We start from the raw sequence: 15,089 nt of genomic DNA, 5'->3' as shown, positions 1-15,089 counted from the left end.
CGCTCCTCGGTTCGTTCGGGGACGAACCGAGCATGACCGCGTCGACGGGTCGGAAGCGCCCGTCGAATTACTGCCATTGGGCGTTATCGCAGAGACGACCGGGGCGTCGGCGCGAGGCGCAACTCGACCGGAGCGGACCGCAGGTGCGGCGCCAGGATCGCCGTGGCCTGCCGGCGCGCGGAGTCGGCGGCCGCGTGCGCGTGCTCGTCGGCGTAGCGTCCGAATCGGACGATCACCTGCTCGCCCTCGCGCACCGGCAGCGCCGGGTAGGTGTTCGCCGACGACTCGGTGCACAACAGCGCCGACCGGTGCGGCAGGAGCGGTTCGACCTCGCGCTCGACGAGGTCGAGCACGGTGTCGGTCACGGGTTCGGCGAACGAGTAGATGGTGGCCGTCGTCAACGCGGCGTCGTCCGCGCCCGGCTCGGACGGAAAGCCCGTGTCCGGACCCGCCGGACGCAGCAGCAGGACGTCGTCGGAGTCGATCATCGTCGCGTTGGCGGCGTCCTTGTGGGCCGCCCAGACCGGTCCGCCGTAGAACGCGGAGAGGGCCGCTTTCCTCGCCTCCATGGTGGGGAACCCGCGTATCCAGACGAAGTGGTCCGGTCGGTCGAGGTCGCGGAACTGGCCGACCACCTCGATGCCGACCTCCTCCTGCGGCTCGACGAACTCCCGCTCGAACAGCTCGATCAGCACGTCACGCCGTCCCGGGTGGAGCGTGTACTGGCGCAACTCGAGAATCATCGCACTCCCCGTTGGTAGTAGAGCGTTCTGTATAGTGCGCTCATGGGAGCAGCGCAAGCGGGGCCGAGCGGGAAAGAGCGGCTGGTGGCGGCCACCGTGTCGCTGCTCAGCCGGCAGGGCTACGAGGCGACGGCCGTCAAACAGATCACCACCGAGGCGGCCGCTCCGATGGGCTCGTTCTACTTCCACTTCCCCGGCGGGAAGGAGGAACTCGCCCTGGCCGCGCTCGCCCAGGGCGCGGAGGGAGTCGACGCTCTGCTGCGTGGGACGCTGGCCCGCGCGTCGGCACCGGAGGACGGCCTCGCCGACTGCGCGCTCGCGCTCGCCGACGCGCTCACCCGGTCGAACTGGCTGGACGGATGCCCGGTGGCCGCGACCGCGCTGGAGTCGATCGGGCGCTCGCCCGCGCTACGGGCCGCCGCGGCGGAGGCGTTCGACCGATGGATCGTCACGCTGCAGCGCCACCTGACCGCGGCCGGGGTGGCCGACGAACCGGCCCGGTCGCTGGCCGTCACCGCGTTGGCGCTGTTGGAGGGGGCCGAGATGCTGGCCAGGGTGCGCGGGAGCGCCGAGCCGCTGCACGACGCGGCGGCCGCGTTGCGAGTGCTCGCTCGCGGCGTCGTCCCGACCGAACACTGAGGGGGGNNNNCCCCCCTCGGTTCATCGACTCAGTGCGCGCGGTGCCCGCGACGCCCGTAGAGGCCGGCGGTGAGGCTCACCCCGACCGCGGCGAGCACGATCTGGACGATCAGCTCGATCCAGTCGAAGCCCTTGGTGTCGGCCACGCCCAGGCCCCGGGCGATGGCCGTGCCCAGCAGCGCGGCGACGATGCCGACGACGATGGTGAGCCAGATCGGGAGGTTCTGCTTGCCGGGTACGACCAGGCGCCCGAGAGCGCCGATGATCAGACCGACAACGAGCGCGCTGATGATTCCGGCGACGGTCACGGCTTCTCCACTTCGGTCTGCCGCCGCATGGACGCGGCGAACCGGGGGCCGGGTTCCCGCGCTCCCCCGCCGCAAACGCCGCCGGGACTCTTCACCGGACGCCGGACGGTCGGGGCCACGGCGTACCGGGCGACGACCGTGCGGACGGCCTCGTCGACCACCTGCGTGACGCGTTCGGCGCTCACCTCCCAGCCGGGCACGAGGAGCGTCGGCCAGAAGACGTAGTTGGAGATCATGCCCAGGAACTGGGTGGCGGCGAGTTCCACGTCGTCGATCCGCGCCGTTCCCGCCTCGTGTTCGGACCGCAGGTAGGCGCGTACGGACTCGAAGTACGGCATCTTGCCGTGCGAGAACTGCGCATCGGCGAGTTCCGGGAACCGCGGCAGCTCGGCGATGACGATGCGGAACAGGTCGCTCATCCGGGGGCGGCCCAGTAGCTCGGCGTAGCGGCGGCCGATGGCGCCGAGCCCGTCGGCGAGATCGCCTGCCGGCGGCGGGTCCGCTTCGTCGGCGGCCGACCAGGACTCGGTGACCATGGCGTCGAACAAGGCGGCTTTGGTGGGGAACTGCTTGAACAAGGTGGCCCGCGACACGCCGGAGCGCTCCGCGATCCGCGCCAGCGACGTCCGGTCGTAGCCCAGCTCGAGGAACAGCGCCGTCGCCGCCGCCAGGATCAGCGCGCGCTTCTCCTGGGCGATGCGCTGGTGGTACGTCGTCACGGCTCGAGCATACGAGGTGAGTGGCTTGACTCACCACTGCCGCCGACCTACTGTCGGGCAGTGGTGAGTCGATCGGCTCACCACTCCCCCATCGAAGGACCTGGTGTGATGCGCCGCTTCGACGACCAGACCGTGCTCGTGACCGGCGGCACCGGTGGCCAGGGATCGAGCCACGTCCGCGCCTTCCACGCCGAGGGCGCGAACGTGGTGATCGCCGGCATCGACGCCGAACGCGGCGCCGCCCTCGCCGACGAACTCGGCCCCCGCGCCCGCGCTCTCCACCTCGACGTCACCGACGAGAGCTCGTGGTCGGCCGCCGTGCGAGCGACCGAGGATGCCTTCGGCGCCCTCGACGTGCTCGTCAACAACGCGGGTGTCCAGAACCCGCCGGCGCCGATCGAGGAGACGGACCAGGCCACGTGGTTCCGCATCCTCGGCGTCAACCTGACCGGGACCTTCCTCGGCATCAAGGCCGCCGCCCCCGCCCTGCGTCGGGCCGGCGGAGGAGCCGTCGTCAACATCGCCTCGACGATGGGCCTGGGCGGCACGGCGCACTACGCGCCGTACGTCGCCAGCAAGTGGGCCGTGCGAGGTCTGACCCGGACGGCCGCGCTCGAACTCGGCCGCGACCAGATCCGCGTCAACACCATCCATCCCGGCGTGATCGCGACCCCGTTCATCCACGAACCAGCGGCCGGCGCCACCGCGGCGATCGCCGACTTCTACTCCCCCGAGCCGTTCGCCATCCCCCGCCTCGGAGAACCGGCTGACGTCACCCGCCTACTGCTGTTCCTGACGTCGTCGGACGCGTCGTTCGTCACGGGTTCGGAGTACGTCGTCGACGGTGGGCTCCTCCTCGGACCCGCGCTCCAGGCGTAGCCGCCATGTCGTTGTCGCACCTTCCCGAGCACGTCCGGCGAGCACTCGAGATCACCCCCGCCGCGGGCACCCGCGAACGAATCATCGACATCACGACGGTCGGACGCCGAACCGGCCGACCTCGCCGCATCGAGATCTTCTTCTACCGGGCCGGCGGCAACACGTATCTGTGCAGCGGCGCGGGCGGGGCGGCGACCGACTGGCACGCGAACCTTCTCGCCCACCCCGACTTCGTCGTCCATCTGAAGAACGGGGTCAGCGCTGACCTGCCCGCCCGGGCCACGCCGGTCACCGATCCGGCCGAACGTCGGGCGGTGCTGGCGGAGATCGTGGCGGACCTCAATCAGCCCCACGATCCCGGCACGATCCGGCCGACGCGGCTGGAGGACTGGGCCGAAAGCCGGCTGATGCGGATCACGTTCCCGGCTCAGGCTCGGACGTAGACCCAGGCGGTGCCACCGCCGGCGAGCGGAGCCCGCACGCGGCGGTAGTCGTCGACCTCGTACTCGTCGGCGGCGAGCAGTTCGGCCTCGGTGACCTCCAACGCCGTTCCGTCGACGGTGTCGGCCGGGTCGCCGGTGGCGGTGAGGATCGGGTGGTGGGTCTGGCCGCTGACCGCGAGGACGTGCGGATCGTTGATCTCCAGCAGGCTCCGTCGGTATCCGAGGAGGGTGTCGGGGTGTCCGGTCAACTCACGGCCGAAGGTGGCGCGCTGGACGGCGGGTTCGCGGAGCGTTCCGTACGAGAAGAGCAGTGGCACGGCGGTGACGCTACCGATCCGCGGTCGGCGTCACCCGACCGGCGACGAGTTGAACGCCGAGCGTGGCGGTGACCGCGAGGACGAACGCGGTGGCCACACCGAGTGGCTCGGTGAGCTCCGCGACCAGGAAACAGAACACCGCGAAGCCGAGCAGCCCACGCGGGACGCCACGCAGCGTCCTGGCCACGGCGTCGGCGCCCTGACGGGCCAGGACGAACGCGGCGACGACGCTGGTCGCGACGGGAAACGGCGCCAGGACGCCGGTCAGTCCGGGCCCGATCGTCCCGGCGGCCGCGGTCACGGCGACGACGAGCACGGCGGTGGCGGCGGCGCGCCCGGGCAGGTCCCACCAGGGCCAGGGCGGTGCGGTGCCGGTGTCGTCGCCCGCGCGGTCGGTCGGTAAGGCCGCGAGGGCGCCGCGGGCGGCCAGCAGGACGAGGAGCAGTGCCCCGATGGGCGGCAGGGTCAGCCGAGCCAGCCCCAGGTCCGCGGCCAGACAGACCGTCCAGGCCAGAGCGAGCGAGCCGACCCAGCCGGTGAACCGTGCGCACCACGCGAAGACCACGGTGAACAAGGCCAACGTGAGCAGGCCGAGCAGAGCGGCAGCCGCGGCGCGTGATCCGAATTCGGGGCCTTGCTCCAGGCAGGTGATCAGCAGGATCGGCCCGGCCATGATCGGTAGGGCGACCAGCACGCCGGTGACCGGGGCGCCCCATCGGCGACCGGCCCACGAAGATCCGGCGACGAGCGCGGGAGCGAGAAGCAGTTTCAGCAGCAGCGTCACTACCTGGAGCCTAGAAGGGCGCCGGCGGCCAGACGATCGACCTCCGACTCAGCGCCGGCGCCCGGCGCTGAGTCGAGGCACTCGCCTGCGTCAGGACTTGAAGACGTCCTTGACCTTCTCGCCGGCCTGCTTGAGGTTCGCCCCGGCCTGGTCGCCCTTGCCTTCGGCTTCGAGGTCCTTGTCGTCGGTCGCCTTCCCGGCGCCTTCCTTCACCTTGCCGCCGAGCTCTTCGGCCTTGTTGTTCAGCTTGTCTTCCGCGCCCATGGCCCGAGCCTCTCCTGTACTCGCCTCGCCGCCTGCGAGGCCGGGAACCGCCGGGTACCCCGCCCTTGACCGACTCAACCGACGATGCTGCTCGGCTGGGACCGGCCTCGCCACCCGACTGCAGGATCTCGGGCTGTCCCGAGACGGGCCTCGTCGCAGTGGAGCGGGGAAGCTCCATGTAGTCCGGTCCGCTACGACTGAACGGTCGCTCGTGGCCAGGCCGCTGAGCGCAGTAGCCGCAGCCCGTTGAGGCCGACCAGCACGGTGGAGCCTTCGTGTCCGGCGACGCCCAGCGGCAGCGGGAGCGTGCCGAAGAGGTCCCAGGCGACGAGAACAGCGATGAACGTCGCGGCGATCACGAGGTTGGCGACGACGACCCGGTGCGCGCGGCGCGCGAGGGTGATCGCGGCCGGAACGGTGGTGAGTTCGTCTCGGGTGATGACCGCGTCGGCGGTGTCCAGCGCCAGGTCCGAGCCGGTGCGGCCCATCGCCACGCCGACGTGCGCGGAGGCCAGGGCAGGAGCGTCGTTGACACCATCGCCGACCAGCAGGACGCGGTGTCCGGCTGCCTCCAGCTCGCGAACCGCGGTGACCTTGTCTTCCGGGAGTAGCCCGGCGCGCACGTCGTCGATGCCGGCTTCGGCGGCCAGCCGTCGCGCGACCGCCGGACCGTCCCCGGTCAACAGGATCGGCGTGGAGCCGGTCAACGCCCGTACGGCGGCGACCGCGTGGACGGCGCCTGGGCGGAGTCGGTCGGCGAAGCCCAGCACCCCGGCCGGTGTCCCGTCGACCCGAACCACGACGACGGTCCGATCGTCCGTTTCCCGTGCCGCGACCAACGGAGCCGTAGCACCGGGTCGACCGATCTCGATGAGCTGTCCTCCTACTCGCGCGCTGATGCCGTGGCCGGGTGCGGAAGTGAAGTCGGTGGCCGTTCCGATGGGCTGCTTCGCGGCCGCGACGACCGCTCGGCCCAGCGGGTGCTCCGACGGCGCTTCCGCGGCGGCGGCGACCGAGAGCAGCTCATCCTCGGCCAGCGGCGCCCCCGGCAGGACGTGCACCGAGGTGAGCTGGGGTGTGCCTTCGGTGAGGGTGCCGGTCTTGTCGAAGGCCACCCGGTCCACCGACGCCAGCCGCTCCAGCACCACCGCGGACTTGACCAGCACACCGTGGCGGCCGGCGGTGGCGATCGCCGAGAGCAGCGGCGGCATCGTCGCGAGCACGATCGCGCACGGGGAGGCGACGATCATGAACGTCATCGCCCGCAGCAACGCCGACTCCAGCTCCGCGCCGAGCAACAGCGGCACGACGAACAGCGCGACGGTCGCGGCGACCATGCCGACCGAGTAACGCTGCTCGATCCGCTCGACGAACAACTGGGTGCGTGACTTGGTGGCGCTGGCCTCGGCGACCATCGCCACGATTCGCGCCAGCACCGTCTCGGTCGCCGGGCTGGTCACCCGGACCCGCAAAGCGCCGCGGCCGTTGAGCGTGCCGGCGAACACCTCGTCACCGGGCTGTCTGGTTACCGGCAGCGGCTCACCGGTGATCGTCGCCTGCTCCACGTCGCTGCAGCCCTCGGTCACCACGCCGTCGCCCGCGATCCGCTCCCCCGGACGCACCAGCACGAAATCACCGACCGCGAGCGCCTGAGCCTCCACCGTCCGCTCCCCGTCCGGGGTGAGCACCGTGGCGGTCTCCGGCGCATGATCCAGCAGCCCGCGGACGGACTCCTCGGTGCGACGGGTCGCCACCGCCTCCAGCGCACCCGAGGTGGCGAAGATGACGATCAGCAGGCCACCGTCGAGGACCTGTCCGATCGAGGCGGCGCCGAGCGCGGCGACCACCATGAGCAGGTCGACGTCCAACCGCCGCTCCCGCAACGCCAGCAGCCCCGCCTGCCCGGGCTCCCAACCGCCGGCGGCATAACACGCCAGGTACAGCGCCCAGTAGGTCCAGGCCGGTCCGCCGGTCAGCTGCACGGCCAGGCCGAGCCCGAACAGAGCGGTCGCCAGAGCCGCCCACCGCACCTCCGGCACCGACCAGGTGCTCTGGGCGCTGCTGCAAGGCGAGTCATCAGTCGCCTGCCTGGCCGAGCTCGCGGGCGCCGCCCCGACCGCGGTGAGCCAGCACCTGGCCAAGCTGCGCCTGGCCGGCCTGGTGAAGGGCCGCCGGGAAGGCACGTTCGTGTACTACTCCGCCGCCGACGACCACGTCCGCCGGTTGCTGCGCCAGGCACTTTTCCACGCCGACCACCTCGACCGGGGCGACGACGCCGAACCCGCCGCCGCGATACGCGCGGTCGCCGGCGACTGACCGGCTAGCTCACCAGCGTCTCGAGCGAACCGGCGACCAGCCCGAGCGCGGCACTGACCCCGAGGACACGCAGCACCGGCCACTTCAGCCGGAAGATGAGTACGGCGGCGACCACCGCGATGCCCAGCGACACCGGGCGGAGCGTCGTCACGTCCGGAACGTTCAGGTTCAGCGGGCCGGTAACGATCGTGTCGTTCTCCGCGAACAGCGTGTGCACGGCGAAGTACAGCCCGAGGTTGGCGATGACCCCGACCACGGCGGCGGTGATGCCGGTCAATGCCGCCGACAGCGCGTCGTTGCCGCGCAGGCGCTCGACATAGGGGGCGCCGAGCAGGATGAACAGGAAGCACGGCACGAACGTCACCCACGTGGTCAGCAGCGAGGCGAGCACGCCCGCGACCCACGGGTCGAGGGTCCCCGGGTGGTGGTAGGCGCCGAGGAAGGCGACGAACTGGACCACCATGATCAGCGGCCCCGGTGTCGTCTCCGCGAGAGCGAGGCCGCGGACCATGTCGCCGGCCGAGAGCCAGCCGTAGTACTCCACCGCCCGCTGCGCCACGTAGGCGAGGACGGCGTAGGCGCCGCCGAAGGTCACCACCGCCGCGCCGGAGAAGAACAAACCTTGCTGGGTGAAGACGCTGCCGACGCCGGTGAGCCCGGCGACGAGCGCGACCGGGAGAGCCCAGGCGAGCAGGCCGACGGACAGGATGAGCGCGGCGCGCCGCGCGGACGGCTGGTCGTGGTGCAGTGCGTCGTCGGCGATCAGCGGGGGCGGTCCATCGTCTCTACCGCCGTGTCCGCCGGAGGAGGTCACGGCGGCGGGGCGCCAGCGGTGCAGCGCCCACCCGGCTGCGGCGGCGAGGGCGATGACGATCGGGAACGGCACCCCGAACACCGCCAGCGCGAGGAACGCGGCGACCGCGAACCCCACCAGCGCCGCACTGTTCAACGCCCGGGACCCGACCCTCCACACCGCCTGCGCGACGATCGCCACGACCGCGGGCGCCAGCCCGGCGAAGAGCGCGGTGACGACGGTCGTGTCGCCGTACCCGGCGTAGACGGCCGAGAGCCCCAACAGTGCGACCAGGCCCGGCAGCACGAACAGCGTGCCGGCGACGAGCCCGCCGCGCAGCCCGTTGAGCAGCCATCCGATGTAGATCGCCAGCTGCTGGGCCTCAGGGCCGGGCAGCAGCATGCAGTAGTTCAGCGCGTGCAGGAACCGCTGCTGGCCGATCCAGCGCCGGTCGTCGACCAGGTGCCGTTGCATCACCGCGATCTGCCCCGCCGGCCCACCGAAGGTCTGCAGCGAAATCAAGAACCAGGTGCGGACGGCTTCCCGGAATGGGATGAGGTCCTGACCGGTGCCGACCGCAGCGGGGGCATCGGGTTCGGTGCTCACTGTGGCCTCCGCTCAGGTGGGTGGGCGGTCGAGCAGCAGTGCCCGCCGCTGGTATTCGTAGAGGCCGTCGAACAGCGGCCCGGTCAGCTCCAGCACGCGGTCGTCGTCGCAGATCATCGACAAGCCGCGCAGCACCGCGTCCAGGCCGGGTGCCTCTGGGGCGTCGAAGCGTTCGTCTTCGATGTCGGCCTCGTGGACGATCTCGGCGAGCCGCCACAGCACCGGGTCCGCCAGGTCGTAGCGGCGCAGAATCGTCTCGAACGTGCAGTCGCCGCCGTGGTGCCCCAGGTCGACGCCACGCATGTCGAACGGTGTCGCATCCCCCGGCACGTCACCCGGATCCGCGACGAACACGAACTCGGCGGTCGCATCGACGTGGCGACGAATCAGCCAGGCGCACGCCGCGCGGTCGATGTGGACGCCCGCCCGGGTGGCCCACTTCATGCCCCCTCCCGGACGTGTTCGCCGGCAAGCGCATCCACTGCGGCGCGGGCGGCGTCCCGCTCCGGCGGCGGAAAGAAGTCCCGACGCGTGATGCGGCGAAGCTCACCTCGTAGGCGTCGGGCCGCACGCACACGCTCGACATCGTCACTGGACTCGACGGTCCGCGCTTCGACCAGGACCGCGGCGTACTCGGTGGCACGGGCCGCGCGCATCGCCGCCGCGACCTCCCGCTCCTGCCCCAGCGACCCCGGCTCAGCAACCCAGAGCGTCGACGTGCCACCCCCCTCGGCGATCTCCTCGGCCAGCCAGTCGAACTGCTCCCTGGTCCGCGCGTCGGCCGGAAGCGCCACCAGCCCGTCACCGAGCCGAGCCACCCCGAGACGCTCCAGTTTGCGCCACACCGCGATCCGCGGACGCGACGGTTCCCGCGGCATGCGATAGGCCAGCAGCACCCATCGTCCCGGTCGGCTTGCTTCAGTAGGCACATCTTGATGTAACCACGGTTACTCGGACGAGTCGACCTCAAGCCGTGAACCCGTGGTCACATGCCGCCGAGAGCGTGCAGGAACCACAGCACGATCGCGCGAGGGAACGTCGATCTCCAGCAACCACCGAAGCCGGCCAGCGCCTGATAGAGCCTTCGAAAAACTGCCGGTGAAATGTCAAGAGCCCACCTTCACAAGGTGGGCCAGACTGCGTTTCCGCAGATAAATGCTCCCCCGACTGGACTCAAGCCAGTAACCCTTCGAAGCACTACTGTTCGTTGTCTCTTGCAGACGCTTACCTGCCTCTGAGCTGCGGAAACATCTTCGTCAGGGTGTTCGTTGTTGGGCGACAACGTGTAGTGCGATGACGGAAATTGTGGTCCTGAGATGGTCCACAAGCCTCCGGGAGCACTTAAATGGGACGCCCACCTCTCGCCGTCGGCACTGCTGGAACGTACCGCTTCTATCCTACGAAATGCGGCTGGGAAGCGACCTGCAAACGATTCGCCGCCACAAAGAACAAAGCCCGACTCGCCCTCGACCTCGCCGTGCGTGACCGTGTCTAAGTCGGCAGCCCCGACCACACTCCCGATACCCTTGTCGAGGTCATCGCCGACGCTTGGATCGCCAACCTGAGGTCACAAGGAGCCAAGGGGATCGGGACCATCCAGCACTACGAGGGAAACCTCGCCCGCTGCCTCAAGCCAGGCGTCGGCAAGCTGCGCATCCGGGAGCTCGGAACCGTGTCCGCGTGCGAGCGGTACCTCAAGACGATGAAGGACTAGCGCGGGGCGTCGACGGCGAAGACCGCGCGGTCCGTGCTGTCGGGCGTGTGCGGCTACGCCGCGCGGAACAACCTCATCGACCGCAATTCCGTCCGGGACACCGAGACCATCGGACTCCCGCGTCGCTGACCGCCGCGGAGGTGCTCGACCTGCGGATCTGGCTGACCTATGACGACAAGGCCATCCGGCGCGACCTTCCCGACCTCGTCGGGTTCATGCTCGCCACCGGGCTCCGGATCTCCGAAACCGCCGCGGTCCACTGGGACGACGTCGACCTCGACGCCGGCACCGTCCGGCTCCGCGGCAACGTCATCCGAGTCAAGGGGCAGGGCCTGATCATCCAGGAGAACGAGTCCAACAAGCTCAAGAAGAGGACGCTCGACCTGCCCCGGTGGTGCGTCCTCATGCTCCGGCGCCGTCGGCCCGCAAACGCTGAGGGGACCGGTGTTCACCTCCGCCCGCGGAAGGCTGCGTGACCCGAGCAACACCGAGGCCGACCTCAAGGACGCATTCAAGTGGTGCGGCTACGAATGGGTCACCAGCCACGTGTTCCGTAAGACGGTCGCGACGATCATGAAAGAAGCCGGCCTCACCAGCCGTGCGGCCGCCGACCAGCTCGGGCACGAGAAGGTCAGCATGACCGAGGACAATTACTACGGTCGGGGCATGGCTCGCGGAGACGCAATTGGCAACGTGACTCAGCGGCGTCCGCGGCGGACGAGAGAGGCCGCCACGAGGGCGATGGCAGCGCCCGCGGCCGGCACCGCGGCCTTCGCGAGAGGGCCAGGAGCGATCCGTCGCAGCCGCCCGGGAGCAATGCCTGCGTCATGGTCACCCGCCTCCGCCCTTGCGGCGCGGAGTGCGTCGGCTACCGCGCCGTACTTGGTGCGACGGTCCTCCTCGCGGCGCCGACGCTCCACCGCATCTTTGTGCCATATCGCCTTTGGGCTGGGGTGGTAGGTCCGCACGACGACCAGCCCGCGTTCGCGCACCAGCCGCGGCTCCCGCTTCACGAGAAGATCCCAACTCTCCTGGGCGTCGTTGCCCTGGAGGAGCACGACTCGCAGGTCGGGCATCAACGCGATCAGCCGCAGCAGCGGAGGAACGCCCAGTAGCAGTTGCTCCGCCGTCGGCTTTGCGTCGATGTACCAGGGGTAGGCGTTCCACGGTGTGATGTCACGCGGTGAGACACCGACCGCCTCGAACAGCTCAGCCTGACGCTTGGCCGACTCGTCGTCGTTCTCGATGCACAGAAAGCCCGAACCGCCCGCGGCAAGCGTCTTCTTCCCGGGATCGCGCAGCACCGACAGCACCCTCGCCTCGGAACCACCGTGCCACGGCGCCACGTAGGGCACCCAGCCGCGGCCGCGCACCGCTCGAAGCTCGTCGACCAGCTCGTTCACCGGCCGGACGTGCGGGGCATAGGTATCGCGCTCCTGCTGCCGCCGGAAGCGCGGATCGCGCATCCGCTTGTGCCGACCCACGTCGTCAGCCGCGCCTAGTACGGAGCAGCACGGCCTGCCAGACCGCGAACGCACCGACTTCGACAGCGACGGCCAGGAGCAACAGCGACAGCGCGTCGAGCGGCCGTGTGGATGCGAGCGCGGCCAGCCCGGCCACCGCGACGACGTTCGCCACCAGAACGAACCGCACGGGGCCACGCGGTCGACGCCGGGCGGCGAGCGCGAGCAGCATCCCGGCCCAGCCCAACGTCAGCACGGCCGCCGTGAGCGGCACCCCCGCCGGGACGCCGAGCGCGCCGCCCACCGGCTCCGCGAACAGGCCCAGGAGCAGCGCGGCGACCGCGCAGTAGGCGGCGTCGGTGCGCAGGCAGGTTCCCATGGGGCCCACTCTAGGAGCGGCGGTCCGCGGTGGTGGGCCGTCTCGAGACAAGTCGTTCGCGACCGCGACTCTCGCATCAGCGATGCTCACCGAACCGGTCATGAGTAGCAGTGGGTTCCACAGTGGAGTTTGGGCCCATTCCAGTCCGATCGACAGGACAGAGGCTGGACTACCAGATGGGACTGGTCCCTTCACCGCCACTTTCAGGCCTGCATGAGCGGAGCGAGCGTGCCATCGCTCATCAGGTGCCGTAGATGCTCGGCAACCCGCGCCGGGGCCGCCCCCCCGCGCACGAGCAGGCCCGCTTCGAGGTTCGTCGTGATGCCTGACTGCGTGAGGTTCGCACTGTCACGAGGAGCGCCAGGCGGTCGGCGATCGCAACCTTGGCGTGCATCTTCGCTCCGGCGGCGCCGCGCTCGTGCGGAGGCCAGTGCCAGAGCCGTGCCTGCGGTACGGCCGTGAAGGCTGTCGCGGGTTCTACGCCGTTGAGCGCGCTTCCTGCTCCCTGGAGCGTCTCGACGACGATGTCGACGCGGACGCCACGGGCGACGGCGTCGCGGAGTGCGTCGAGCAGTGGCGGGTACGGCTTGGCCGAGTAGGTCGTCAGCAGTAGCTCTGTCCGTGCCTCTGCGGCCACGTCGAGCAAGACCTGCGCGGTTGCGCGGAGGGGCACGGCCGCGCTAGCCGGGCCGCTCCACACAGCTTGGGCGCGTTCGGTAGTCCCCGCGTCGTAGCCGGTCGCCGCGCCTTCCAGATAGGCGGCCTCGGCGGTCGACAGGCCGGCGTCGCGGTGAGCGGTCGTGAGTGCGGAGACAACCGCGGAGAATCCGGGTACAGGTACGGCAGCGGACAGGTCATCCGTGGTCCGGTGGGCTGCGATTCCGTCGGCGATGAGGCGCAGGCGGGTCGGCCCGAGATCGGTGAGCGCTGCCGCGACCGCCTCGACGAAGCGGTCGCGGCTCACGGCAGGTCGGGATAGAGCGCCAGGCTCGCGTCGGCGTCGATCGGGACGACGAACCGGCGGTCGAGGAACCGGTTGCCGCGTTCGCACGTCGTCTCGGAGACGAACAGGCAGACGTGGCAGGCCGCGCCATGCACGAAGTCCGCCGGTGGCTCCGGCAGCCGTTCCGCGCACAACGGATCCGACGAGCAGTGCCGCGCCTCACTCAACGCGCGACGCACCAGCCGGGTCAACGGCTCCGGCTCGGCCAGCGACACCAGGCCACCGAGCGTCCCTTCCGCGTCGGGAACTGCGGTGTAGATGAGGATCCCGGCCCGTGGATCGTCGCCCTGGCTCGGATAGAGCCGCTCCGACAGGCTGGCCGCGCTGTAGCCGCACTCCAGGGAGATGGTGCGGATCAGCAAGTGGGAAAGGGTATGCAGGGCGATGTAGCGGGCACCGGGCCACCGTTTCATCGGCTCGAAGGTCTGGCCCTGCCGGTCGGAGTACCGGTTCGCGCGAAACCGTGCATAAGCCTCGCGGTGCGCCTGAAGCGCATCCGAATCCTTAACGCGCTGTTCCCACTCGGCCAGCAGGTCCTCGGGTAGGCGCAGAAAGATGCCTTCACCGCGGACCTCGCTGGCCGGCACCCACGTCGGAGCGTCGCGAGCCAGCCGTACCCGCTGCACCGCGCCAGGTTCCTCCGGGTCAGGGGCGTCCAAACGGGTGAACCCGACCAGCGCCCGGACTTCCCGAAGCCGCTCGGCGTGCACGACGTCAGCGAAGATCTCCTTGAGCGCACCGGGGACGCCCCCGCGATCACGACGGAGGGTGAAGTCCGAGCTGGAGTCCGGGACTCCGGGCTCAGTGAAGATCTGCCACTCGGGGGTAAGCAGGTCCGGTGCATCTGTGCTCGCGCCGGTCTTGGGCACGGCCAGCGCAGCAAGCGTATCGGCGAACCATTGATTGGACGCACCGATGACCAGCATCTTCGGGTCTCGAGTGCAGCCGGCGGGGTCGAAGCAACCCAGGTGTGGGTGCCGGCCCCGACACGGCGGCAGGTTCCGCTCCCCGCGCGCACCGGCGGCCTCACGGATGTTGCGCTTTGCGCCGCATCTGCGGCATTGCAGCTCGACGTTCGCGCCGAGGTTGCCGCCGCGGTCGTCCATGAGCAGGCTCGGCTGGGCTACGTCGGGACAGGTGCCGCCGCGGTGAGTGAATGACACCCAAGGGAACTCGTCTAAATGCCCACCGATGCAGGTGAGCACGAAGCGGGCCGGGATAGCCAGCGGACGCTTCCCCGTCTTCTTCTTCGGGCAAGTGTCGTGGTAGAAGTGCGCGTCCTGGGGCTGCCGGGCGTTGGAATTCTCGAATCCGAACGCACCGCCTTCCAGCGGCGCGAGCAGGTTACACACTGTGCAGCGGAGCCAGCCGGGGAACGGCATCGTCGGCACCCCGACCCGGGACGCGGGCCCGCCCGGGTCCCGCTCGTTGCTCTGGAGCCACGGAGCACCGGTCCGCAGCTTCCACAGAATGGCGTTGATGACCTGCCGATGATCACGCCACCGCCGACCCCGGCCCGAGGTCGGTAACAACGGCTCGATCCAGCTCTCCACGACCCACCAAGCCACACGAATACCAGAAGGCGCAGCTCAACTACTTACAGGACACTCGCTAGTCGGTAGTGGGCGTCGCTCGCGGGAGTCGTGCTGGGGTCGTGTCGGGTGAGGCAGCCATCAGCGGGGTGGCTCCCGCGCCGAGTCGACCGTGTTCGTCTGGCCG

At 70.3% G+C, this 15,089-nt stretch carries 18 protein-coding genes and 2 pseudogenes; 6 read left to right on the top strand and 14 right to left on the bottom strand.

Annotated elements, in window-relative coordinates; genetic code table 11:
- Positions 1-83: 83 nt before the first annotated feature.
- The gene (locus ABD437_RS29970; RefSeq protein WP_344652290.1) at positions 84-743 is read right to left on the bottom strand and encodes an NIPSNAP family protein; all 660 of its coding nucleotides are present in this window, start codon (positions 741-743) and stop codon (positions 84-86) included.
- A gap of 42 nt (positions 744-785) precedes the next feature.
- Between ABD437_RS29970 and ABD437_RS29965 the strand changes: the two genes are divergently transcribed.
- The gene (locus tag ABD437_RS29965; RefSeq protein ID WP_344652289.1) at positions 786-1,382 is read left to right on the top strand and encodes a TetR/AcrR family transcriptional regulator; all 597 of its coding nucleotides are present in this window, start codon (positions 786-788) and stop codon (positions 1,380-1,382) included.
- 29 nt (positions 1,383-1,411) lie between these two features.
- On the opposite strand, the gene ABD437_RS29960 is transcribed toward ABD437_RS29965, so the two are convergent.
- Positions 1,412-1,690: a GlsB/YeaQ/YmgE family stress response membrane protein gene (locus ABD437_RS29960; protein ID WP_344652288.1), complete on the bottom strand. Its 279-nt coding sequence runs from the start codon at positions 1,688-1,690 to the stop codon at positions 1,412-1,414.
- A complete protein-coding gene (locus ABD437_RS29955) occupies positions 1,687-2,409 on the bottom strand; it encodes a TetR/AcrR family transcriptional regulator (protein WP_344652287.1) in 723 nt (240 codons plus the stop codon). The genes ABD437_RS29960 and ABD437_RS29955 overlap by 4 nt, the downstream gene beginning before the upstream one ends.
- A gap of 108 nt (positions 2,410-2,517) precedes the next feature.
- Here ABD437_RS29955 and ABD437_RS29950 point away from each other — a divergent pair, with 108 nt between their 5' ends.
- Positions 2,518-3,288: an SDR family NAD(P)-dependent oxidoreductase gene (locus tag ABD437_RS29950; protein WP_344652286.1), complete on the top strand. Its 771-nt coding sequence runs from the start codon at positions 2,518-2,520 to the stop codon at positions 3,286-3,288.
- A 5-nt stretch (positions 3,289-3,293) separates the two neighbouring features.
- Positions 3,294-3,731, top strand: a complete 438-nt coding sequence (locus ABD437_RS29945) for a nitroreductase family deazaflavin-dependent oxidoreductase (RefSeq protein WP_344652285.1) — start codon at positions 3,294-3,296, stop codon at positions 3,729-3,731.
- Here ABD437_RS29945 and ABD437_RS29940 read toward each other — a convergent pair.
- From ABD437_RS29940 to ABD437_RS29925, 4 genes are all read right to left on the bottom strand, one after another.
- Entirely contained in the window at positions 3,716-4,048 is a 333-nt protein-coding gene (locus ABD437_RS29940) for a gamma-glutamylcyclotransferase family protein (RefSeq protein ID WP_344652284.1), read from the bottom strand. The genes ABD437_RS29945 and ABD437_RS29940 overlap by 16 nt on opposite strands.
- 10 nt (positions 4,049-4,058) lie before the next feature.
- Complete coding sequence (locus tag ABD437_RS29935; RefSeq protein ID WP_344652283.1) at positions 4,059-4,832, bottom strand: hypothetical protein; 774 nt, start codon at positions 4,830-4,832, stop codon at positions 4,059-4,061.
- A gap of 90 nt (positions 4,833-4,922) precedes the next feature.
- Complete coding sequence (locus tag ABD437_RS29930; protein ID WP_344652282.1) at positions 4,923-5,096, bottom strand: CsbD family protein; 174 nt, start codon at positions 5,094-5,096, stop codon at positions 4,923-4,925.
- A gap of 191 nt (positions 5,097-5,287) precedes the next feature.
- Positions 5,288-7,126 (bottom strand): heavy metal translocating P-type ATPase, encoded by a 1,839-nt coding sequence (locus ABD437_RS29925; protein ID WP_344652281.1) that lies wholly within the window; start codon positions 7,124-7,126, stop codon positions 5,288-5,290.
- 13 nt (positions 7,127-7,139) lie between these two features.
- On the opposite strand from ABD437_RS29925, the pseudogene ABD437_RS29920 reads away from it, so the two are divergent.
- A pseudogene (locus tag ABD437_RS29920) lies at positions 7,140-7,412 on the top strand (ArsR/SmtB family transcription factor); the annotation flags it as partial.
- A 4-nt stretch (positions 7,413-7,416) separates the two neighbouring features.
- On the opposite strand, the gene chrA reads toward ABD437_RS29920, so the two are convergent.
- From chrA to ABD437_RS29905, 3 genes are read right to left on the bottom strand one after another with little or no spacing between them, the layout of a single operon-like run.
- Complete coding sequence (chrA, locus tag ABD437_RS29915) at positions 7,417-8,811, bottom strand: chromate efflux transporter (RefSeq protein ID WP_344652280.1); 1,395 nt, start codon at positions 8,809-8,811, stop codon at positions 7,417-7,419.
- A 12-nt stretch (positions 8,812-8,823) separates the two neighbouring features.
- On the bottom strand, positions 8,824-9,255 hold the full coding sequence (locus ABD437_RS29910; RefSeq protein WP_344652279.1) for a chromate resistance protein ChrB domain-containing protein: 432 nt from the start codon (positions 9,253-9,255) through the stop codon (positions 8,824-8,826).
- On the bottom strand, positions 9,252-9,707 hold the full coding sequence (locus ABD437_RS29905; RefSeq protein WP_344652278.1) for a Chromate resistance protein ChrB: 456 nt from the start codon (positions 9,705-9,707) through the stop codon (positions 9,252-9,254). Before ABD437_RS29905 ends, ABD437_RS29910 begins: the two co-directional genes overlap by 4 nt.
- A 958-nt stretch (positions 9,708-10,665) precedes the next feature.
- Here ABD437_RS29905 and ABD437_RS29900 point away from each other — a divergent pair.
- Together ABD437_RS29900 and ABD437_RS43115 are read left to right on the top strand one after the other, a co-directional pair.
- On the top strand, positions 10,666-11,001 hold the full coding sequence (locus ABD437_RS29900; protein ID WP_344652277.1) for a tyrosine-type recombinase/integrase: 336 nt from the start codon (positions 10,666-10,668) through the stop codon (positions 10,999-11,001).
- Positions 10,970-11,122, top strand: a pseudogene (locus ABD437_RS43115) (site-specific integrase); the annotation flags it as partial. The gene ABD437_RS29900 and the pseudogene ABD437_RS43115, both read left to right, overlap by 32 nt.
- Positions 11,123-11,223: 101 nt before the next feature.
- On the opposite strand, the gene ABD437_RS29895 reads toward ABD437_RS43115, so the two are convergent.
- The 4 genes from ABD437_RS29895 to drmB all read right to left on the bottom strand — a co-directional run bounded on the left by ABD437_RS29895 (position 11,224) and on the right by drmB (position 14,923).
- A complete protein-coding gene (locus ABD437_RS29895; RefSeq protein ID WP_344652276.1) occupies positions 11,224-12,009 on the bottom strand; it encodes a uracil-DNA glycosylase in 786 nt (261 codons plus the stop codon).
- A 4-nt stretch (positions 12,010-12,013) separates the two neighbouring features.
- Positions 12,014-12,367, bottom strand: coding sequence for a hypothetical protein (locus ABD437_RS29890; RefSeq protein WP_344652275.1), 354 nt, complete (start codon positions 12,365-12,367; stop codon positions 12,014-12,016).
- 241 nt (positions 12,368-12,608) lie between these two features.
- On the bottom strand, positions 12,609-13,331 hold the full coding sequence (drmC, locus tag ABD437_RS29885) for a DISARM system phospholipase D-like protein DrmC (RefSeq protein ID WP_344652274.1): 723 nt from the start codon (positions 13,329-13,331) through the stop codon (positions 12,609-12,611).
- Complete coding sequence (gene drmB, locus ABD437_RS29880) at positions 13,328-14,923, bottom strand: DrmB family protein (protein WP_344652273.1); 1,596 nt, start codon at positions 14,921-14,923, stop codon at positions 13,328-13,330. Before drmB ends, drmC begins: the two co-directional genes overlap by 4 nt.
- Between the last annotated feature and the right edge of the window lie 166 nt (positions 14,924-15,089).

It is taken from the genome of Cryptosporangium japonicum (genome assembly GCF_039524755.1).
In the GTDB taxonomy this organism is placed as follows: Bacteria; Actinomycetota; Actinomycetes; order Mycobacteriales; family Cryptosporangiaceae; genus Cryptosporangium; species Cryptosporangium japonicum.
This window is presented reverse-complemented; position numbering and strand designations above follow the sequence as displayed.

Coding starts and splice junctions, on each gene's coding strand:
- ABD437_RS29970 (WP_344652290.1), bottom strand. CDS start 743: ATGATTCTCGAGTTGCGCCAGTACACGCTCCACCCGGGACGGCGTGAC.
- ABD437_RS29965 (WP_344652289.1), top strand. CDS start 786: ATGGGAGCAGCGCAAGCGGGGCCGAGCGGGAAAGAGCGGCTGGTGGCG.
- ABD437_RS29950 (WP_344652286.1), top strand. CDS start 2,518: ATGCGCCGCTTCGACGACCAGACCGTGCTCGTGACCGGCGGCACCGGT.
- ABD437_RS29945 (WP_344652285.1), top strand. CDS start 3,294: ATGTCGTTGTCGCACCTTCCCGAGCACGTCCGGCGAGCACTCGAGATC.
- ABD437_RS29930 (WP_344652282.1), bottom strand. CDS start 5,096: ATGGGCGCGGAAGACAAGCTGAACAACAAGGCCGAAGAGCTCGGCGGC.
- ABD437_RS29910 (WP_344652279.1), bottom strand. CDS start 9,255: ATGAAGTGGGCCACCCGGGCGGGCGTCCACATCGACCGCGCGGCGTGC.
- ABD437_RS29890 (WP_344652275.1), bottom strand. CDS start 12,367: ATGGGAACCTGCCTGCGCACCGACGCCGCCTACTGCGCGGTCGCCGCG.